The 19,112-nt window shown below is 72.4% G+C and carries 18 protein-coding genes and 1 riboswitch; of the genes, 8 read left to right on the top strand and 10 right to left on the bottom strand.

Features of this window, described 5'->3' with window-relative positions; genetic code table 11:
• Positions 1 to 15: 15 nt before the first annotated feature.
• The 7 genes from MNZ39_RS00265 to MNZ39_RS00235 all read right to left on the bottom strand — a co-directional run bounded on the left by MNZ39_RS00265 (position 16) and on the right by MNZ39_RS00235 (position 7,532).
• Entirely contained in the window at positions 16 to 1,683 is a 1,668-nt protein-coding gene (locus tag MNZ39_RS00265) for an L-lactate permease (protein ID WP_242332958.1), read from the bottom strand.
• Positions 1,684 to 1,830: 147 nt separating this feature from the next.
• Positions 1,831 to 2,535, bottom strand: coding sequence for a two-component system response regulator BtsR (gene btsR / locus MNZ39_RS00260; protein WP_242333170.1), 705 nt, complete (start codon positions 2,533 to 2,535; stop codon positions 1,831 to 1,833).
• Positions 2,535 to 4,220: a sensor histidine kinase gene (locus tag MNZ39_RS00255; RefSeq protein ID WP_242332957.1), complete on the bottom strand. Its 1,686-nt coding sequence runs from the start codon at positions 4,218 to 4,220 to the stop codon at positions 2,535 to 2,537. The genes btsR and MNZ39_RS00255 overlap by 1 nt, the downstream gene beginning before the upstream one ends.
• Before the next feature lie 156 nt (positions 4,221 to 4,376).
• Positions 4,377 to 5,081: an NAD(P)-dependent oxidoreductase gene (locus MNZ39_RS00250; RefSeq protein WP_242332956.1), complete on the bottom strand. Its 705-nt coding sequence runs from the start codon at positions 5,079 to 5,081 to the stop codon at positions 4,377 to 4,379.
• Positions 5,082 to 5,330: 249 nt separating this feature from the next.
• Positions 5,331 to 6,089 carry an amino acid ABC transporter ATP-binding protein gene (locus MNZ39_RS00245; RefSeq protein ID WP_242332955.1) on the bottom strand — a complete coding sequence of 253 codons (759 nt, stop codon included), beginning with the start codon at positions 6,087 to 6,089 and terminating at the stop codon, positions 5,331 to 5,333.
• Positions 6,090 to 6,097: 8 nt separating this feature from the next.
• A complete protein-coding gene (locus MNZ39_RS00240; protein WP_242332954.1) occupies positions 6,098 to 6,733 on the bottom strand; it encodes an amino acid ABC transporter permease in 636 nt (211 codons plus the stop codon).
• A gap of 10 nt (positions 6,734 to 6,743) precedes the next feature.
• Positions 6,744 to 7,532: an amino acid ABC transporter substrate-binding protein gene (locus MNZ39_RS00235; RefSeq protein WP_242332953.1), complete on the bottom strand. Its 789-nt coding sequence runs from the start codon at positions 7,530 to 7,532 to the stop codon at positions 6,744 to 6,746.
• Positions 7,533 to 7,714: 182 nt separating this feature from the next.
• Positions 7,715 to 7,920: riboswitch (cobalamin riboswitch) on the top strand.
• A 126-nt stretch (positions 7,921 to 8,046) separates the two neighbouring features.
• Here MNZ39_RS00235 and MNZ39_RS00230 point away from each other — a divergent pair.
• From MNZ39_RS00230 to MNZ39_RS00210, 5 genes are all read left to right on the top strand, one after another.
• The gene (locus MNZ39_RS00230; protein WP_242332952.1) at positions 8,047 to 10,155 is read left to right on the top strand and encodes a ribonucleoside triphosphate reductase; all 2,109 of its coding nucleotides are present in this window, start codon (positions 8,047 to 8,049) and stop codon (positions 10,153 to 10,155) included.
• Entirely contained in the window at positions 10,152 to 10,835 is a 684-nt protein-coding gene (locus MNZ39_RS00225) for an anaerobic ribonucleoside-triphosphate reductase activating protein (RefSeq protein ID WP_242332951.1), read from the top strand. Before MNZ39_RS00230 ends, MNZ39_RS00225 begins: the two co-directional genes overlap by 4 nt.
• Before the next feature lie 8 nt (positions 10,836 to 10,843).
• Complete coding sequence (locus MNZ39_RS00220) at positions 10,844 to 10,987, top strand: hypothetical protein (RefSeq protein WP_242332950.1); 144 nt, start codon at positions 10,844 to 10,846, stop codon at positions 10,985 to 10,987.
• Positions 10,988 to 11,051: 64 nt separating this feature from the next.
• Positions 11,052 to 11,480: an Rrf2 family transcriptional regulator gene (locus tag MNZ39_RS00215; protein WP_242332949.1), complete on the top strand. Its 429-nt coding sequence runs from the start codon at positions 11,052 to 11,054 to the stop codon at positions 11,478 to 11,480.
• A gap of 75 nt (positions 11,481 to 11,555) precedes the next feature.
• Positions 11,556 to 12,407 carry an SDR family oxidoreductase gene (locus MNZ39_RS00210; protein WP_242332947.1) on the top strand — a complete coding sequence of 284 codons (852 nt, stop codon included), beginning with the start codon at positions 11,556 to 11,558 and terminating at the stop codon, positions 12,405 to 12,407.
• A gap of 45 nt (positions 12,408 to 12,452) precedes the next feature.
• On the opposite strand, the gene MNZ39_RS00205 is transcribed toward MNZ39_RS00210, so the two are convergent.
• Positions 12,453 to 13,259 (bottom strand): hypothetical protein, encoded by an 807-nt coding sequence (locus MNZ39_RS00205; protein WP_242332946.1) that lies wholly within the window; start codon positions 13,257 to 13,259, stop codon positions 12,453 to 12,455.
• A 201-nt stretch (positions 13,260 to 13,460) separates the two neighbouring features.
• On the opposite strand from MNZ39_RS00205, the gene MNZ39_RS00200 reads away from it, so the two are divergent.
• Both MNZ39_RS00200 and MNZ39_RS00195 read left to right on the top strand, forming a co-directional pair.
• Positions 13,461 to 16,172 (top strand): serine/threonine-protein kinase, encoded by a 2,712-nt coding sequence (locus MNZ39_RS00200; protein WP_242332944.1) that lies wholly within the window; start codon positions 13,461 to 13,463, stop codon positions 16,170 to 16,172.
• 18 nt (positions 16,173 to 16,190) lie between these two features.
• Positions 16,191 to 16,610, top strand: a complete 420-nt coding sequence (locus tag MNZ39_RS00195; RefSeq protein WP_242332943.1) for a hypothetical protein — start codon at positions 16,191 to 16,193, stop codon at positions 16,608 to 16,610.
• Positions 16,611 to 16,656: 46 nt separating this feature from the next.
• Here MNZ39_RS00195 and MNZ39_RS00190 read toward each other — a convergent pair whose 3' ends face one another.
• Positions 16,657 to 17,301, bottom strand: coding sequence for a dihydrofolate reductase family protein (locus MNZ39_RS00190; protein ID WP_242332942.1), 645 nt, complete (start codon positions 17,299 to 17,301; stop codon positions 16,657 to 16,659).
• A gap of 78 nt (positions 17,302 to 17,379) precedes the next feature.
• Positions 17,380 to 17,580 (bottom strand): hypothetical protein, encoded by a 201-nt coding sequence (locus tag MNZ39_RS00185; protein WP_242332941.1) that lies wholly within the window; start codon positions 17,578 to 17,580, stop codon positions 17,380 to 17,382.
• Between the two features lie 264 nt (positions 17,581 to 17,844).
• Between MNZ39_RS00185 and MNZ39_RS00180 the strand changes: the two genes are divergently transcribed.
• Entirely contained in the window at positions 17,845 to 19,107 is a 1,263-nt protein-coding gene (locus tag MNZ39_RS00180; RefSeq protein WP_242332940.1) for a hypothetical protein, read from the top strand.
• The last annotated feature ends 5 nt before the right edge of the window (positions 19,108 to 19,112 follow it).

Raw genomic sequence — 19,112 nt, 5'->3', positions numbered from 1 at the left:
TGACGCCGGCCCCCTCTAGTGGGGGACCATCCACTGCAGCCAGTACGCCTGGACGAGCACGACCACGCCGACGAGGCACGCCAGCGCGAGCGAGTGCCAGAACACGTAGCGCAGGATGGCGCCCTCGTGGCCGTCCTGCTTCGTCGCCACCGACGCCACGACGATGCTCTGGGCGTCGATCATCTTGCCCATGACGCCGCCCGAGCTGTTGGACGCGGCCGCGAGGATCGGGTTCATCCCGATCTGCTGGGCCGAGACCACCTGGAGGTTGCCGAACAGCACGTTCGACGAGGTGTCGGAGCCGGTCAGCGCCACGCCGAGCCAGCCGAGCAGCGGCGAGAAGAACGGGAACAGGAAGCCCGTCGAGGCGAACGCGAGGCCCATCGTCGAGTCGGAGCCCGAGTAGCGCGTCGTGAACCCGAGGGCGAGCATGGCGGCGATCGTGAGGAGCGAGTAGCGCACCCGCTTCAGCGTGCCGAGGTAGGTCCTGGCGAGCGTGACGGGCGACAGCCTCAGCCACAGGCCCGCGACCACGCCCGCGAGGAGGAGGGCCGTGCCCGTGGCGGAGAGGAGGTTCAGGCTGAACCGCGCCGCCTCGGGGTGGACCTTGGCGGCGACGGGCGGCGCCTTGAGGACCAGGTTGTGGAGGAACGGCACGTCGAACGTCGGGTTGAACAGCCCGTTCAGCCAGCTCTTCACGGCGGGCTGGCCCCACACGAACACCGAGACGGAGAGGACGATCCAGGGCATCCAGCCCATGAACGCCTCGCCGAAGGTGTGGCGGCGGAACGCGGCGGCGGCGCCGACGGACCGGCGCTGCGGCGCTGCGGCGGCCTCCGTCGCGCGCTCCTCGGGGAACCGCCACTCCTCCTTCGGCTGCCACACCTTGAGGAAGGCGTAGGTCACGACGATGCAGGACGCCGCGGCGACGATGTCGACGAGGTTCGGCCCGATGAAGTTCGAGACGAGGAACTGGGGGATCGCGAAGGAGAGCCCCGCGACGAGGCACGCCGGCCACACCCCGAGCATCCCGCGGAACCCGGCCATGGCCCACACGAGCCAGAACGGGACCATCAGCGAGAACAGCGGGAGCTGGCGCCCCGCCATCGAGGAGAGGGCCAGCTCGTTCAGGCCGGTGACCTTGGCGAGCGTGATGATCGGGGTGCCGAGCGCGCCGTAGGCCACGGGCGCGGTGTTGCCGATGAGCGCCAGGCCGGCGGCGGCGAGGGGCTTGAAGCCGAGGCCGATGAGCATCGCGGCGCTGATCGCGACCGGCGTGCCGAACCCCGCGGCCCCCTCGATGAACGCGCCGAACGCGAACGCGATGAGGAGCACCTGGATGCGCCGGTCGCCCGCGAGGCCTCCGATGGTGTCCTTCACCACCTCGAACTTCCCGGTCTTCACGGTGATGTCGTAGATGAAGATGGCGTTCAGGATGATCCAGCCGATGGGCAGGAGGCCGAAGGCCGCGCCGTACGCGGCGGTCGCCCCCGCCATGCCGAGGGGCATGCCGTAGACGCCGACGGCGATGCCCTGGGCGAGCACGAGCCCGAGCAGCGCCGCGACGTGCGCCTTCACGTGGAAGAACGCGAGCGCCGCGAGGAGGACGACCACGGGGATCGCCGCCACGAGCGCGGAGAGGTGGAGGTTGCCGAGGGGCACGTAGGTCTGCGTCCACGTCATGTCGCTCTCCTGCGGTTCGAGACGCCGGCGTTCGCGGAGCTTCCGTCACGCTGGTCTCGCACGCGGCGCGGGCGCACCCCGCCCGTTCCGGGCGACCGGTCGCGGAGCGGAGGGGAGCGGGGTCTTTCGCGGGGTGACCGGCGGGCCTCAGAGATCGAGGCGGGCCTTCACGGCGGGCAGGTGCCGGCGGCTCACCGGCACGTCCTTCCCGGACCGGGTCCGGATGACCGCGAGGCCCTCGTCGATGCTGATCTCGTCGACCTGGTCGGCGTTGACGAGGAACTGCTTGTGGCAGCGGACGAGCCCGGCGCGCTCCTCGAGCACCTTCAGCGTGAGCTCGGTGAAGAGCTCCGCCTTCGCGGTGACGACGTACACGCCGGCCTCGCTCGACCGCACGAACTCGACCTCCGGGACGTCCACCAGCTTGATCGCGCGGGCGGCGAGGCAGGGGATGCGCCGGATCTCGGCGCGCGGGTACCCGGGCCGGGCCTCGGCGCCGGGGAGCTTCCGCAGCCGCTCCACGGTCTTCGCGAGCCGCTCGCGCGAGACGGGCTTCAGGAGGTAGTCGAGGGCGCGCTCCTCGAAGGCGCGCAGCGCGAACGCGTCGTGGGCGGTGACGAAGACGATCGCCGGCAGCTCGTCGTCGTCCAGCATCGAGAGGAGCTCGAACCCGGAGATGGCCGGCATCTGGATGTCGAGGAACACCACGTCCGGCCGCTGCTTGCGGATGGCCTGGATGGCCTCGACGGCGTTGCCGCAGCGGCCCGCGATCGAGAACGCGCCGGTCTCGAGGAGGAGCGACTCGAGCTCCTCGCGCGCGTGCAGCTCGTCGTCCACGATGAGGGCCCGCATCACGCGGCGGCTCCCTTCCCGGGCAGGCACACCGTCACGCGCGTGAGCTCCTGCGGCACGCAGGTGACGGTCAGGCCGAACGCCTCGCCGAAGAGGTTCTTCACGCGCTTGTCGACGATCTGCATGCCGAGGCCGGCCTTCTCGCGCGGCTGCTCCTTCCACGCGCCGCCGTTGTCCTCGACCTCGATGAGCGCCGCGCCGTCCTTCCGGAAGGCGCGGATGGTGGCGCGCCCCTCGCCGAGCATGTCCGAGAGCCCGTGCTTGAAGGCGTTCTCGACGAGCGGCTGGAGGGTGAACGCGGGCATCTCGAGCGAGAGGAGCTCCGGGTCCACGTCGGTCTCGACGGCGATGCGCCCCTCGAACCGCGCCTTCTCGATCTCGAGGTACGCGCCGACGTGCTCGAGCTCCTCGCGGAGCGTCGACACGTCGCTCGAGCGCTTCAGGTTCTTGCGGAAGAAGTTCGAGAGGTGGATGAGCAGGTCCCGCGCGCGGTCGCCGTCGCGGCGCAGGATGGCGATGATGGTGTTGAGCGCGTTGAACAGGAAGTGCGGGTTCACCTGCGCCTGCGCGAGCTTCAGCTCCGACATGACGAGCAGGCTCTTCTGCTCCTGGTAGCGCGCGATGAGGAGCTGGCTCGAGAGCACGGCGCCGAGCCCCTCGCCGAGCGACTTGTTCATGTTGAGGAAGCGGCGCCCGCGCGGCTCGAAGAGCTGGACCGTCCCGACCACGCTCCCGTCCACCTGCAGCGGCGCGATCACCATCGAGCTGAGCTGGCAGCTCGGCGACACCGTGCAGTCGTAGGCCTGCCGGACGCCGTCGGCGAACACGACCGCGTTCTCCGCGATCGACTGGCGCGTGTAGGGCGAGGCGATCGGGTTCCCCGGCAGGTGGTGGTCGGAGCCCATGCCGGCCCAGCCGAGGACGCGCTCGGTGTCGGTGACCCCCACCGCGCCGACGCCCGTCTCCTCCTTGATGATCGCGGCGAGCTCGCCGGCGGTGTCGCGGCCGATCCCGCGCACGAGGAGGCGCAGCGTGCGGTCCGCGACCTTGAGGGCGCGGGCCGAGGACGTCGCCGCGACGCGGTCCTGCTCGCGCTGGCGCTCGAGGAGCACCGCCATGAAGAGCGCGGCGCCGATGGGGTTCGCGATCACCATGGGCCCGGCGATCGCCTTCACGATCGCGATGGCCTGCTCGGGCGGCGCCTGCGTCAGGTACCGCACGATCACCATGTGGAGGATCTCGCCGACGAGGGTCGTCGCGAAGGCGACCCGCGGCGTCATCAGGCGCTCGGGCCGGCGCTTCAGGGCGACGTGCACGAGGCCGCCGAGGAGGCCCTCCAGCGTGGTGGAGACGGCGCCCGGGAACGCGGCCGCGCCGCTCATCGCGGTCACGCGGTGGAGGCCGGCGGTGGCCCCCACGAGCATCCCGAGGGCGGGGCCGCCCAGCAGGCCGGCGAGCGTCGAGCCGACCGCCCGCGCGTTCACGATGGCCTGCCCGCCGACGACCGGAACGCCGAGGTAGTTCCCGAGGATCGCGATGCCGCTGAAGACGAGGTACAGGCGGATCTTGCCGCGGGGGCGGGGCCAGTCGGGCTTGAGCGGCCGGAACGCGGGGGACCGGCAGTACAGGTAGAAGATGACGAGGAAGACCGAGAGCGCCTCGATGAGCTGCAGCGCGAGCTTCATTCCGGTCTCCCGTCGGCGCGCGTTCCTCCTCGAGGTCGGGAGGGGCGCGGCGAGCGGGCATTATGGCCCCCGCGCCGTCCTGCGCGAAAGCCCGCCGGCCGAGCTCCGAGTCGGCGGGTTCGCGGCGCCTGCGACCGGGCGCGGCGAGCGCGGGGGCTAGAACAGCTCGCCGGCGCCCTCCCTCTCGGCTGCCTTCACCGACGCCAGCCCCACCATCCGGCGTACGTGCGCGGGGTGCTCGAGCTCGTCGAGCAGGAAGTTCGCCAGGTCGGCGCGGCTCAACGTGAGGCGGGCGCCGGGAGGCATCCGGCCGTCCCCCACGCCGTAGGCCCGCGTGAGCCCGCCGTTCGTCAGCCGCGGCGGTCGAGCGATGGTCCAGTCCAGGCCGCTCTCGCTCACGATGTGCTCCATCTCGGCGGAGTCCCTCGCCACGTTGCGCAGGAACGTCCGGCGCGCGATCGCGCTCAGGAGTCCGTCCGCCTCGAAGAGCACGGCCACGCCGACGATGAGGAGCCTTCGCACGCCGGTCGCCTCCATCGCGGCGACCGTGCTCCGCGCGCAGTCGCTCACGAGGGTGGTCGGCCCCAGCCCCGCAGGCCCGAGCGCCGACAGCACGGCGTCGTGACCGGACATCACCGCGCGTAGCGCGTCGCGGTCGCGCGGGTCGCCCTGGACCACGCTCAGGCCGTCGCGGAGGAGGGGCTCGAGCTTCTCCGGCGAACGCACGAAGGCGGTCACGAGGTGGCCGCGCCAGCGAGCCTGCTCGACGATCGCGCGACCGGTGCCACCCGTCGCGCCGAGGACGAACAGCCTCTTCTTCTTCCCCCCCAGGTCCTCTCGCTCCAAGGCTGAAGCGCTCAAGCTCGCGTCCTTCCGCTCGGCGATGCGGTCGTCCCGTGGGTCGGGCGGCGCTCCCGAGACCGGGGCGGAACTGCACGGCGCAGGCCACGTCGCGGCGCTCTCGGGGCTCCGAAAAGCCCCCCCGAACGCTCGCGATTGCCCTCGCGGCGAATCCTCGCGGAGGCGCGGCGCGGCCGCGGCCTGAGCAGATCGCTCAGGACGTGAGCGCCGACCTCGCGGCTCGGCGTGGAGCCGTGACGAGCCGCCGACCTACGTGGGGCCGTTCTGGGAGAAGCGCCTCAGGAAGGCCCGGGTCCGCTCGTTCCTGGGGTTGTCGATGAGCTCCCGGGCCGGGCCTTCCTCCACGATGACCCCGCCGTCCATCAGCATGGCGCGATCGGCCACCTCGCGGGCGAAGCCCATCTCGTGAGTGACGACCACCATCGTCATCTTCTCGGCGGCCAGGGCACGCATGACCTTGAGGATCTCGCCCGTCAGCTCGGGGTCGAGGGCGCTCGTCGGCTCGTCGAAAAAGAGCACCTGCGGATCGAGGGCGAGGGCGCGCGCGATGGAGACGCGCTGCTTCTGACCGCCCGAGAGCTCGCAGGGATAGGCACCGGCCTTGCCGGTGAGGCCCATCTTCTCGAGCAGCGCGAGCGCCACCTCCCGCGCCTCGGCCTTCCCGCGCCCCAGCACGCGCACCTGCGCCTCGGTGATGTTGCGAAGCACGGAGAAGTGGGGGAACAGGTTGAAGTCCTGGAACACGAGGCCGAGCTTGAGGAGCGCGCTGCGCAGCGTGGCCTTGTCGGCGTAGACGCCGCGGTCGAGGATCCGGGTGCCGCAGATGGAGATGCTGCCGCTGCTGGCGGTCTCGAGGTGGGTGACGGCGCGGAGCAGCGTGGACTTGCCCGAGCCCGACGGCCCGATGATGGCGAGCACCTCGCCCTGGTGCACCGAGAAGGAGATGTCGGTGAGGACCCGGAGGTCGCCGAAGGACTTGGAGAGGTGGTCGACGGTGACGACGTCCATGGCCCGGCTCAGCTGTAGTACTCGAGCTTCCGCTCGGCGCGGAGGAAGAGCTCGGAGACCGCCCAGTTCATGACGAAGTAGAACACCCCCGCCACGAAGATGGGCGTGGTGGAGAACTGACGCGCGGAGGCGTTCTGCGCCACCCGGAAGAGCTCGGCCACGCCGATGGTCTGGGCGAGGGCGGTGTCCTTCACGAGCGTGATGACCTCGTTGGCGGAGGCCGGCAGGATTCGCTTCACCACCTGGGGCAGGACGATCCGGAAGAAGGTGTCGGCGCGCGTGAAGCCGAGCACCTTGGCGGCCTCGTACTGGCCCTTCGCGATCGACTGGATGCCACCGCGGTAGATCTCGGCGAAGTAGGCGGCGTAGTTGATGGTGAAGGCCACGATCACGGCGGTGAACCGATCGTACGAGGCCTCGAACAGATAGTAGGGGGCGAAGTAGACGAAGAGGATCTGCAGGATGAGCGGCGTGCCGCGCATCACGAGGATGTAGAGGTTGACCGGGACGCGCAGGAGCCGGCTCGCCGACATGCGGCCGAGCGCGACCGGCAGGGCGAGGGGGAGCGCGAAGACCAGCGTCAGGAAGAAGATCTCCAGGGAGACGAGCGATCCCTGGAGCATCGCCCCCAGCAGCTTCACCATGCGCGGGTGCTCACTTCCCGACGACCGAGATGTCCGAGCCGAACCACTTCGTGGTCACCTTGGCGAGCGTGCCGTCCTTGGCCATGCTCTCCAGCGCGCCCTGCACCGCGTCCCGGAGGGCGAGATCGTTCTTGCGGAAGCCCACCCCGAACACCTCGGGGGCGAGCGTCTCCTTCAGGACGGCGTAGGCCTTGCCCGAGCGCTTGATGTTGTCGTCGGCGACGATGAGGTCCATCACCACCGCGTCCACGCCGCGGGCCTCGAGGTCCATCAGGGCGGTGAGGTTGTCCTTGAACTCCACCACCTCCTCGAGCGACGCGCGGAAGGCCTTGGCGCCCTCGAGGGCGTCGGCGGCCGAGGAGCCGGCCTGGAGGCCGACCTTCTTCCCCTTGAGGCTCGCGAGGGTGGAGTAGCCGGAGGCCTTCTTCACCACCACCACCTGGGCGTTGCGCAGGTACGGCTTCGTGAAGCTCATCGCCTTCTTGCGCTCGTCGGTGATCGTGAAGCCGTTCCAGATGCAGTCGATCTTGCCGGTGTTGAGCTCCTGCTCCTTGGCGTTCCAGTCGATGGCCTGCGGGACGAGCTTCACGCCGAGCCGCCGCGCGACCTCCTTCGCCAGGTCGATGTCGTAGCCGACGATCTGGTTGTCGTCGTTCCGGAAGCCCATCGGCGGGAACGAGTCGTCGAGGCCGAGGACGAGCGTGCCCTTCTTCTTCACCGTCTCGAGCGAGGTGTCGGCGGCGAGGGCGGTGGCGTGGAGCGCCACGAGGGCGAGCGCGGCGAGCAGGGTCTTCTTCATCGGCGGTTCCTTCGCGTGGGCCTGGGGCGTCGGCGGGCGCCCTGTTCGGGGGCAGCGGAACTTCGCACGCGAGGCGGGCGTCGGCAAGGGGCCTCGATCTCCTGGATCGACGCCTCGCGAGGGGCCCGGCGCATGAACGGCCGTGCACAACATATCCCGTTGACCGTGACCGTGAACCACCATAGGTTGGGTCTCGCGCTGGTGCTCGGGGTTCGCTCCGAGCGAATAGGGAACCCGGTGAGATTCCGGGGCTGCCCCGCAGCGGTAAGCGAGAACGACCTCCGCCACACGCACTGGCCGGTTCGGCTGGGAAGCGGCGGACAGTAGGGTCCGGGAAGCCCCGGAGCGCTCGCGAGCCCGAAGACCTGCCAGCGACCGTCGCCCGGATGCTCGGGCGGCGGCACGACCGACACGCCTCGTGGGAGGGCGGAGGGTCCTCGGCGCACTGCCCTCGTACGGGCCGTCGTGTGCTCGGGTCCTCCTCCGTGCCCCGAGGCCGCCACGAGGAGGGCCCGTGTTCGAGACCATCGAGAAGCGCGACGGACGGGTGGTCCCGTTCGACGCCGAGCGCATCCAGCGAGCCATCGCCAAGGCGGGGGCCGTCACCGGCGAGGTCGACGCGCCCGAGGCGAGGCGGCTCTGCCAGCGCGTCCTCGCCATCGCGATCGCTACGATCGAGGGCCGGCCGTCGGTGGAGCGGATCCAGGACGTCGTCGAGGAGGTGCTTCTCGCGAGCCCGTACCGGCGCACGGCGCGGGCGTACGCCGTCTACCGCGAGCAGCACCGCGCGCTGCGCGAGATCTCCGACACGGCCAGCGTGGCGCTCGTCGACGCCTACCTGGAGCGCTCCGACTGGCAGGTGGCCGAGAACGCCAACATGGCGTTCAGCCTGCAAGGCCTCAACAACTACGTCGCGAGCCACGTGAGCTCCACCTACTGGCTCGAGCGGCTCTATCCGCCCGAGGTGCGGGACGCCCATCGCTCGGGCGACCTCCACCTCCACGACCTGAACCTCCTCGCCGTCTACTGCGTCGGCTGGGATCTCGCCGACCTCCTCACCGAGGGGTTCCGAGGGGCGCCCGGGAAGGCCGAGAGCGCGCCGGCGCGCCACTTCCGCACCGCCCTCGGCCAGATCGCGAACTTCTTCTACACGCTCCAGGGCGAGGCGGCGGGCGCGCAGGCGTTCTCGAGCCTCGACACGTACCTCGCGCCGTTCATCCGGCACGACGGGCTCGGCTACGAGGAGGTGCGCCAGGCGCTCCAGGAGTTCGTCTTCAACCTCAACGTGCCGACGCGCGTCGGGTTCCAGACGCCGTTCACGAACGTCACCCTCGACCTCGAGTGCCCCGCGCTGCTCCGCGACGAGGCGATCGTCCTCGGGGGCGAGCGGCAGGCGGCCACGTACGGCGAGTTCCAGGCGGAGATGGACCTGTTCAACCGCGCCTTCCTCGACGTCATGGCCGGCGGCGACGCGAAGGGGCGCGTCTTCACGTTCCCGATCCCCACCTACAACGTCACGCCCGGCTTCGACTACGAGGACCCCCGGCTCGATCGCCTCTGGGAGGTCACCGCCCGGTACGGCCTCCCGTACTTCGCGAACTTCGTGAACTCGGAGCTCTCGCCGGAGGACGCCCGCAGCATGTGCTGCCGCCTCCGCCTCGACACGCGCGAGCTCGAGCGGCGCGGCGGCGGCCTCTTCGGCGCGAGCCCGCTCACGGGGTCCATCGGCGTCGTCACCGTGAACCTGCCGCGCCTCGGCCACCTCGCGCGCGACGAGGCCGACTTCATGGCTCGCCTGGACCGGGTCATGGACCTCGCCCGCGACAGCCTGGTCCTCAAGCGGAAGATCCTGGAGCGCTACACCGAGCAGGGCCTCTATCCGTACGTCCGCCACTACCTGCGCCACATCCGCGCCCGGAGCGGCTCGTACTGGCGCAACCACTTCTCCACCATCGGCCTCGTCGGGCTCGCGGAGGCCGCCGACAACCTGCTCGACACGACGCTCGCGAGCGGGCCCGGTCGCGCCTTCGGGCTCCGGGTGCTCGACCACATGCGCGCTCGGCTCGAGCAGTACCAGGCGGAGACGGGCAGCCGGTTCAACCTGGAGGCGACGCCGGCCGAGGCGACGAGCTACCGGCTCGCCAGGCTCGACAAGGCGCGCCACCCGGGCATCCGCTGCGCGAACGAGGACGCGGCCGTCCGGGGCGCCGCACCGTACTACACGAACTCCTCCCAGCTCCCGGTGGACGCGAGCGACGACGTCTTCGCGGTGCTCGATCACCAGGACGAGTTCCAGGCGCGGTACACCGGCGGGACCGTCCAGCACGTCTTCGTCGGCGAGGCCATCGACGACCCCTCGACCGTGAAGAGGTTCGTGCGAACCGTGTGCGAGCGCTACCGGCTCCCGTACTTCACCGTCACGCCGACGTTCTCCGTGTGCGGCGAGCACGGGTACCTCGCCGGTGAGCACCCGACCTGCCCGCGGTGCGGCGCCGCCGCCGAGGTCTACTCGCGGATCGTCGGGTACCTCCGCCCCCTGCAGCAGTGGAACGCGGGCAAGCAGGCCGAGTTCGAGCGGCGCCTGTCGCTCCGCCCGGGCGACGCCGCCGAGGTGCCCGCTTGATCATCGCGGCCCTGCGGCCCTGCTCCTTCGTCGATTGGCCCGGGAGGCTCGCCGCCGTCGTCTTCACGCAGGGCTGCAACCTCGCCTGCCGCTACTGCCACAACCCGTCGCTGCTCGCGGCCACGGCGGCGCGACCCGTGCCGGAGGGCGAGGTGCTCGCGCTCCTCGAGGCGCGGCGCGGGCGGCTCGACGGGCTCGTCGTGACCGGTGGCGAGCCCACGCTGCACGCGGGCCTGGCGCCGTTCCTGGCGCGGGTGAAGGCGCGCGGGTTCGCGGTGAAGCTCGACACGAACGGCACGCGGCCGGAGGTGGTCGCGGCGCTGCTCGCGGCGGGGCTCGTCGACTTCCTGGCCGTCGATCTGAAGGCGCTGCCCCAGGCCGCGGAGTGGCTGACCGGCTCGGCCGAGCAGCCCTTCGGGGCTCGCCGCTGCCTCGAGCTCGCGCTGGCGGCGGGGATCGAGCACGAGGTGCGGACGACGCTCGCCTCCCCCGTCCACGACGCCGGCGAGCTCGACGCCCTGGCGGCGTTCGCGGCCGGCGCGCAGCGCTGGGCGGTCCAGCGCTTCCGCCCGGGCGGCCACCTCGACGACGGATGCGGGCTCGCGCCCCCGGACGAGCGACTGCTCGCGGCGGCGGGGCACGCGGCCGCGGCGCACGGGCTGACGCTCTCCGTGAGATGAGGGGCGCCGTGGAGGCCGAGAGGAGCCACCGTCGCCGGGAGCTCGGCGAGGAGCCCATCCCGGTCGCCGCTGGAGAGGTGGTCGAGCGCGACGGCTTCACGTTCGCAGACTTGCTGCCACGGCCCGCCGGGGATCCGGCAGCGCAGCGGTAGGAGACCCCGCGCGCGAACGCCTTGACATCGAGGCTAACCGCAACTTATTCTGTTACGAGTTGCGATGAGCCCGAGCAGCCGCCTCACGGTAGCGATCCACATCCTCACGCTGCTCGCCCACGAGGCGAGCGGTGAGCCCGTCACGTCCGAGTACATCGCCGGCAGCGTGGGCACGAACCCGGTCGTCATTCGACGGCTGCTCGCGATGCTGAGGAAGTCGAAGCTCGTCCGCTCCCAGGGCGGGCCCGGCGGCGGGTGGCAACTCGTCGTTCCCGCCAGAGGGATCACCCTCCGCGACGTCTACCGTGCCGTCGAGAGCGAGGCGCTCTTCCCGCTGCACGCGAGCACGCCGAACCCCCGGTGCCCCGTGGGCAGGACCATCCAGGCGGCGCTGGCCGGCCGCTACGGCGAGGCCCGGCTCGCCCTCGAGCGGGATCTCGAGCGGACGACGATCGCCGATCTGCTGCAGGAGGTGACGAGGCTCGCGCGCTGACGCCGGAAGGTCGAACCCCTTTTTTTGGCCGCATCTGTAGCTCAACCAGTTACGAATACGAGAGAGAGAAGAGACATGATCGTCGTCACCGGAGCCACGGGCCACCTCGGCCGCCTCGTCGTCGAGAGGCTCCTCACGAAGGTACCGGCCCGCGACATCGCGGTCGCGGCGCGGAACCCCGATCGGGCGAAGGACCTCGCCGCGCTCGGCGTCGAGGTGCGGCGCGCCGACTACGCGAAGCCCGACACGCTGGGCCCCGCCCTGGCCGGCGCGGAGAAGGTCCTGCTCATCTCGTCGAGCGAGGTCGGGCAGCGCGTGCCGCAGCATTCCGCCGTCGTGGAGGCCGCGAAGGCCGCCCGCGTGCGACTCCTCGCCTACACGAGCGTGCTGCACGCAGGGACCTCGAACCTCGCGCTCGCCGCCGAGCACCAGGCCACCGAGGCGGTGATCCGCGGGTCCGGCGTGCCGTACGTGTTCCTGCGGAACGGCTGGTACCTCGAGAACTACACGGAGCACCTGGCGCCGGCGCTCCAGCACGGCGCCCTCGTGGGCAGCGCGGGGGATGGCCGGATCGCCGCGGCGGCGCGTGCCGACTACGCCGACGCCGCGGTCGCGGTGCTCACCCGCGACGTCGAGAAGCCCGTGTACGAGCTCGCCGGCGATCATCCGTTCACGATGGCCGAGCTCGCCGACGAGCTGTCGCGGCAGACCGGCAAGCAGATCGCGTACCGGGACCTGCCGCCCGACCAGTACCGGGCGGTGCTGATCGGCGCCGGGATGCCGGGCGCTGCGGCGGACCTGTACGTGGACGCGGACGTCCACGTCGCGAAGGGCGAGCTCGACGATTCGAGCGGCGAGCTGAGGCGTCTCATCGGCCGGCCCACGACGCCGCTCGCGGCGGCCGTGCGTGCCGCGCTGGGGCGCTGAGGGCGCGTCGCGCGGCCGCGCTACCGGCCCGCGGCGGCCTCGTCGTCACGGCAGCAGGCCCTCGCCGAGGGCCTGCCGCATCACCTCGGCGAGCGTGTCGAGCGAGCCGCTCGTGTCCGTGCGGGTGGTGGTCCTCGTGGGCGTCACCGAGCCCGACTCCCCCGCCGCGACGAAGGGCAGCGGCCGGCGACCGAGGCGCATGAGCCGCTCGTCGTAGAACGCGCTCCTCGCCTTCTCGCGCAGCCTCCGCGAGAGCTCGAGCATGTTGCCGGTGCTCGAGGGCTGCATCCCGGCCCCGAGGCAGGAGAAGTCGAGCTGGGTCTCCGAGAGCGTCGCCGCGCGTCCACTGCGGGCGTAGACGAGGATCACCTGCTCGAGCTCCTCCTTCGACGAGCGCACCGCCTGCGTGGAGGTGCGAGTCATGCCGAGGCCGCCCGTCAGCACGGCCCTGCCGACCGAGAAGCGCTTCGACTTCTCGAGGCGCTCGACCTCGGACCGCGAGGCGCGGAGGCCGCGGAACAGGGCCGTCACGTCGGCCCACGCGAACGTCGTCGGCTCCCCGAACCGCGGCGTGAGCGTGAGCCCCAGGTCGTCGAGTGCAAAGGAGTGAGCCACGATGCGTTCCCGGTCGGACGGGCAACGGGCCTCGACCGCCACGGCCGCGAGCCCGGCCTCGCGCAGCGCGAGGACGAGCCGGTCGGCCTCGTCCGGCGCGAGTCTGGCGAGGAGCGCGGGTGGCTCGGGGGCGAGGCGCATGCGAGCCTCGGCCAGCGTCAGCCCCGCGGCGTCGGCCACCGCGTGCGCCGCCTCGTCGGGGCGCATCGCGGGGCGGACGAGGGCCACGAGCTTCATCCGGTCACCGTAACAGACCGGCGACAGGGACGGACCCCGCGCACCGACCGTGCCGCGCCGCCGGCTCCGCGGCCGCGCCCGCAGGCCGGGCGGTCGGCCGGCTCGCCGTAGAGGGTCGGCCCGAGCCCCTCCGTGACGTGCGCCTCGACCGCACGCGGCGAATTCGACACGAGAGCATCACTTCCGCTCGCGGGGTCCGAGGTGGCAAGGCAGGAGCAGCGCGACGAGATTCGCGGCGCGGCGGCCGCGGCGCCGCCCGTGGCCCGCTCGCTCTCCGCGCTCCTGAAGGAGCTGGCGCGCGCGCCCGCGGTGCGTCCGGGTTCGTGGGAGGGCGCGCTGCGGCCCGGCGCGGCGATCGGCCGCTTCGAGCTCGTGCGCGAGATCGGCCGGGGCGGGTTCGGGATCGTGTGGGAGGCCCGCGACACCGAGCTCGGGCGATCGGTCGCGTTCAAGGCGGTGCGGCTCGAGACGCGAGTGGCCGCCCGCGAGGAGCGGCTCCTTCGCGAGGCGGAGCTCGCCGCGCGGCTGTCGCACCCGAACATCGTGACGCTCCACGACGCCGGCCGGAGCGAGCACGGGCCGTACCTCATCCTCGAGCTCCTGCGCGGGGAGACGCTCGCCGAGCGGCTGCAGGCCGGGGAGCTGCCGCTGCGTGAAGCGGTCCGGATCGCGGCGGAGGTCGCGAAGGGGGTCGCGCACGCGCACGGCCAGGGGGTCATCCACCGCGACCTCAAGCCGGCGAACGTGTTCCTCTGCGAGGACGGGCAGGTGAAGGTCCTCGACCTCGGCCTCGCGCACGCGTTCGGCCAGCGCAAGGTGGACGGAGGGACGGTCGAGTACATGGCGCCCGAGCAGCGCCGGGGCGCCCCGGAGGACGAGCGGACCGACGTGTTCGCGCTGGGTGCGATCCTCCACCGCCTGCTGGCCGGCTCGCCGGCCCGCGGGGAGGGGAGGGCGCGCGTCGCGGCGCTCGAGGTGCCGGACGCGCCCGCGCTCGGCGAGCTCGTGGGGCGGATGCTCGAGGTGGATCCCGTGAAGCGCCCGCGCGACCTGGGCGAGGTGCTCGGGGCGCTCACCGTTCTCCAGCGCGACCTCGAGCGACCGGAGCGAGCCGACGCCCCCGCGCCCCGCCCCCGGCCTCGGCGCCGGCTCGCCCGGGTTCGCCGGCGGCTCGCCGGGCGCGCCGGCGCGCTCGTCCTCGCCTCGGCGATCGCCGCGGTCGCCGTCGTCGCGGCCGTCGCGGCGTCGCCCGCCGTCCGCGAGCACCTCCTGGGCTTCGCGCGCCGCCCGGCGCTCCCCGACGAGAAGCTGGTCGCGGTGCTGCCGTTCCGTCAGGTGGGGGGGAGCCGCTCGGACGAGGCGTTCTCGGCCGGCCTCGTCGAGCTCGTCACGAACAAGCTGCGCCAGCTCGAGCAGCTCCGCAGCTCGCTGCGCGTCGTCTCCCCGAGCGACGTGCTGAAGGAGAAGGTGGCGAGCGCGAAGGAGGCGCGGTCCGCCTTCGGCGCGACCCTCGCCGTCACGGGGAGCGTCCACTGGGATCGCGATCGGGTCGTCGTGGCCGCGGACCTCGTGGACGCGAGGACGCTGCTCGTGGTCGCCGCGCGCGACGTGGAGGCGCCGAGGGCGGACGCTGCCGCGCTGCAGCGGGCGCTCGTCGAGCGCGTGGCCGAGATGCTCGAGATCGAGCTCGGGCCCGAGGCGGGGCGGAGCGCGTTCGCGGATCCGCCGCCCGCGCCGGGCGCCTACGAGTTCTACCTGGAGGGGAGGGGCTATTTGCAGCGGTACGACCGCGCCGAGAACCTCGACAGCGCGGTGGCCGTGTTCGACCAGGCCCTGGCGCGCGATCCCGCGTACGCCCTCGCCCACGCCGGCAAGGCGGAGGCCTTCCTCCGCCGGTACGATCTCACGAAGGACGCACGCTTCCTCGAGCAGGCGCGGGCCAGCGGCCGGCGCGCGATCGAGCTCGACGAGCGGCTCGCCCCCGTGCAGCTGACGATGGGGCTCGTCCACGCGGCCTCCGGCGACCACGCGAGCGCGATCCGGAGCTTCGAGCGCGCGCTCGAGCTCGAGCCCGCGAGCGCCGACGCGTACCGCGAGCTGGCGCGGGCCTACGACGCCGCGGGGCGGACACAGGAGGCGGAGGCGACCTACCGGCGCGCCATCCAGCTCCGGCCCAGCTCCTGGGCGGCGTACAAGGACCTCGGCGTCTTCTACAACCGGCACGAGCGGCTCACCGAGGCGCTGCCGCTGTTCCAGCGCGTCGTCCAGCTCACGCCCGACAACTACGCGGGCTACGCGAACCTCGGCGGCCTCTACCTGCGCCTCGGGCTGCACGACGAGGCCGCGGCCGCGCTCGAGAGGTCCCTCTCGCTCCGCCCCACCGCGCAGGCGCACGCGAACCTCGGCGCGGTCTACTTCTACGAAGGACGGTTCCGGGACGCCGTGCCAGCGTACCGCGAGGCGGTCCGGCTCGGCCGGAGCGACGCGCGCGTGTGGGGCGCCCTGGCCGACTCGGAGCGCTGGTCGGGGCTGGCCGAGGACGCCGCGCGCGACTACCGGCAGGCGATCGCGCTCCTGGAGAAGGAGCTCGCCGTCGATCCGCGCAGCGCCGAGCCCTGGTCGAGGCTCGCCATCCACGAGGCCGCGCTCGGCGAGCGGGACAAGGCGGCGGCGAGCATCGGGAAGGCGCTGCGGCTCGCTCCCGGCGATGGGCTCGTGCTCTTCCGGTCCGCCCTCGTGAAGGCCGACGCGGGCGACACCGAGCGCGCGCTCGACGCCGTGCGCGCCGCGCTCGAGGCCGGCTACCCGCGGGAGTTCATCCGGAACGCGCCGCCGCTCGCGCTGCTCGGACGGGATCCGCGCTTCCGGGCGCTCGTCGATCGCAAGGAGCCGGCGGTATCGAACCCGAAGTGACCGTCAAGGAGAGAGCAGATGCCCGACGCCAAGAAGAAGCAGGTGGAACCGAGCGCCTTCGTGAACATCATCGTGCACGACGACACCCTCACCGTCAGCCCCACGATCGTCAGGGCCGCGGCGGGCGAGGTCGTCCAGTGGCAGGCGCCGGGAGCGGACTCGTTCGTGCTCGTCTTCAGGGACGGCGCAGCGCTCGCCGGGCGGAACGAGCGTGACGAGGAATACGGCAGCGGCGTGGAGGTGAGCTCCCTCCCCGGGGACTTCGTCGTCGACGACAAGGCGAAGGCGCTGTTCGCGGTCGCCCGCTGGGGAGCGTCCGGCCCCATCGCGCGCGCCACCCTCCGCGACCTGAAGGGCGTCCACACGTACCAGCTCGCGATCCGCAAGGGCGACAAGCTCTACCTGGACGTGGGCTGCCCGGAGGTCATCATCCAGTAGGGCGTCGCGCTCGCTCGCCTCGCCCGGCGCCGACTGCTGCCTGAGATCACCTCCGCGCGAACTTCAGGTGGACCACGCCCGGCGCGGCCACCGTGCGCACGAGCTCGAGGCCGCGCAGGTCGTCGCCGACGCCGTCGAACAGCCGCTCGCCCGAGCCCAGCAGCGCGGGCACGAGGTGGAGCTCCATCTCGTCGACGAGGCCCGCGGCGAGATACTGCCGGGCCACGCTCGCGCCCCCCGCGAGCGACACGTCCCTTCCCCCCGCGGCGCGCCGGGCCTGCTCGAGCGCGGAGTCGGGGCCGTCGGTGACGAACGTGAAGGTCGTCCCGCCCTCGAGGACGAGCGGCTCTCTCGCGTGATGGGTGAGCACGAAGACGGGGTGGTGGAAGGGTGGATTGGCCCCCCACCAGCCGTTCCAGGGGCTCTCGGGATTCCACGGTCCGGGGTGGCCCCCGAACATGTTCCGCCCCATCACCGTGGCGCCGATGTTCACGAGAGACTCCTCGACGACGGGGGTGCTCTCGTTCACCTCTCCACCCTGGAGGCCATGCGGCGCGCGCCAGACGGCGAGCGGGAGCGCCCACTGGTGCAGGCGCATGCCACCCTCGCCGAGCGGGTTCTCCACGCTCTGACGCGGACCGGCCACGAAGCCGTCCAGGGACATCGAGATCCTGAAGCGCAGCTTGGACATCGAGGACTCCAGCGCCGCGCGTGACGCGCGACGGCGCCCGGCGGCGGATCGGAACCGGGTTCCTGCGTGCGCCGCGGGCTAGTCGCCCCCGAGCTCGCAGCCGGTGCAGAGAAAGACAGGCTCGGTGTCGTCGGCGCCAGGCTGGACGCGCTCGAGCGCCGCCTCGCGGCTCAAGGCCTTGCCACACCGGTCGCACTCGGGAAAGTCGTCCGCGCTCGAGCCGGGGCGGGAGAGGTACCTCGAAGCGGTGTCGGCATGGGGTTCCGTCGCGGAGTTCATGAGACATGGATGTCCGCTGCGGCACGCCGCCGCAACGCTCGGCTGGGCCGTGCCTCCGAGCGGCGGAACGCCTCCCGCGGGGTGCTTGCCGGCGCAGCGCCGCAGCGCCGGTCTCGCCTCTGACGTGGACGCGTGTGCTCCACGAGACCGTCGGGAGCGCGAGATCGTCCGGCCCGGACCGTTTGACATGCTCGTACGCACCGTGTAGTCCGAAACGCACCGATGGGGGCGCTCTATCGCACGCATGCGTGCAGGATCGTCGCCGTGGCGACGCTCCTCCTGTGCGCGACCGCCGCGGCAGACGAGGGCGCCGTCGCGGAGCTGCCAGCGTTCACGTTCCGTGGAAGGCTCGAGTGGGTGACCGCGGTCGGCGGATCGTCTCCCCGCGACACGGATCAGAATCCGCGGAACGTCCTCGGCGCGCCGCAGGCGGCGGGCGGGTCGGAGCTGCGTCCGGACCTGCGGGTCGAGCACGGGTCGATCCTCCAGCTCTTCGCCCGGCCGCGCCTGCGCGTGCAGGTGACGAAGTCCCGCGCCGCGAGCGAGTGGCAGGCCGAAGAGCGCGAGGCCTCCGCGGAGTGGCTCGAGCTGTACGGTGCCTGGCGCGTCTCCGATCGGCTCGCGCTCGCCTACGGGCTCCAGAACTTCCAGTGGGGCCCCGCGGAGCTCGTTAGCCCGTCGAACCGGATCTTCCACGAGACGGGGTTCCTGCGCGATCCGCTCTACACGGTGCGTGGGAAGCACCTCGCGCGCGTGAACGTCTCGCTCGGGTCCGCGTGGAGCGCCGTCGTCCTCGCCGAGATCGAGCCGAACGGCGCCGAGCCGTTCGTCGCGCGGGAGCCGTTCGAGCCGAAGGCGCAGGCCAAGGCCGAGTGGTCGGCGCCCGATGGCGGCGGCTACCTCGGGGTCACCGGAGGCGCCGGCGAGAGCTCGCGCGGCTGGTTCGGCGAGTACGGAGCCGTCTCGCTGACCGACGGGCTCTCGATCTACGCCGACGCGGTCCACCAGTCCGGCTCGCGCGCCTGGTATCCCGTGGACGGCGCCGGGACCGTCTCGTTCCGGCAGACCGGGACGGGCCGCGGCCTCCGCACGCTCGCGCTCGGGGGCGTCCGCTACACGTTCGCGGGTGGGGCCGACCTCCGGCTCGAGTACGTGTTCGACGAGGCGGGCTGGACCGAGGCGCAGCTGGCCCTCGGGGCACGCGCGGTGTCCTTCGCGAGCGACGCGCCCGCGCCCGAGAGCCTCGCGGCCTGGCTCGAGCCCGGCTTCGAGATCGTCGGCCGGCAGCACGCGTACGCCTCGCTCCGCCTGCCGGACCTGCCGCCCGCGAAGAGGACGTCGCTCCAGCTTCGCTATCTCGCCGCGCTCGAGGACGGCTCCGGCGCGGCGTTCGCGACCGCGAGCTTCGACGCGACGGACTCGCTCGTCCTCTTCGCCTCGGCCATGGGGACGCACGGCACGTACCGCGGCGCGCTGTCGAGGCTCCTGCGTGCGACCGCGGTCGTCGGCGCGGTCGTGAGCTGGTGACGGAG

The sequence above is a fragment of the Anaeromyxobacter sp. SG66 genome (assembly GCF_022690805.1).
Taxonomy (GTDB): domain Bacteria; phylum Myxococcota; class Myxococcia; order Myxococcales; family Anaeromyxobacteraceae; genus Anaeromyxobacter; species Anaeromyxobacter soli.
This window is presented reverse-complemented; position numbering and strand designations above follow the sequence as displayed.

What these genes read in the sequence shown, in the direction of transcription:
- MNZ39_RS00265 (WP_242332958.1), bottom strand. Translation starts at nt 1,683, where the DNA reads ATGACGTGGACGCAGACCTACGTGCCCCTCGGCAACCTCCACCTCTCC.
- btsR (WP_242333170.1), bottom strand. Translation starts at nt 2,535, where the DNA reads ATGCGGGCCCTCATCGTGGACGACGAGCTGCACGCGCGCGAGGAGCTC.
- MNZ39_RS00255 (WP_242332957.1), bottom strand. Translation starts at nt 4,220, where the DNA reads ATGAAGCTCGCGCTGCAGCTCATCGAGGCGCTCTCGGTCTTCCTCGTC.
- MNZ39_RS00245 (WP_242332955.1), bottom strand. Translation starts at nt 6,089, where the DNA reads ATGGACGTCGTCACCGTCGACCACCTCTCCAAGTCCTTCGGCGACCTC.
- MNZ39_RS00240 (WP_242332954.1), bottom strand. Translation starts at nt 6,733, where the DNA reads ATGGTGAAGCTGCTGGGGGCGATGCTCCAGGGATCGCTCGTCTCCCTG.
- MNZ39_RS00235 (WP_242332953.1), bottom strand. Translation starts at nt 7,532, where the DNA reads ATGAAGAAGACCCTGCTCGCCGCGCTCGCCCTCGTGGCGCTCCACGCC.
- MNZ39_RS00215 (WP_242332949.1), top strand. Translation starts at nt 11,052, where the DNA reads ATGAGCCCGAGCAGCCGCCTCACGGTAGCGATCCACATCCTCACGCTG.
- MNZ39_RS00210 (WP_242332947.1), top strand. Translation starts at nt 11,556, where the DNA reads ATGATCGTCGTCACCGGAGCCACGGGCCACCTCGGCCGCCTCGTCGTC.
- MNZ39_RS00205 (WP_242332946.1), bottom strand. Translation starts at nt 13,259, where the DNA reads ATGAAGCTCGTGGCCCTCGTCCGCCCCGCGATGCGCCCCGACGAGGCG.
- MNZ39_RS00195 (WP_242332943.1), top strand. Translation starts at nt 16,191, where the DNA reads ATGCCCGACGCCAAGAAGAAGCAGGTGGAACCGAGCGCCTTCGTGAAC.
- MNZ39_RS00190 (WP_242332942.1), bottom strand. Translation starts at nt 17,301, where the DNA reads ATGTCCAAGCTGCGCTTCAGGATCTCGATGTCCCTGGACGGCTTCGTG.
- MNZ39_RS00185 (WP_242332941.1), bottom strand. Translation starts at nt 17,580, where the DNA reads ATGAACTCCGCGACGGAACCCCATGCCGACACCGCTTCGAGGTACCTC.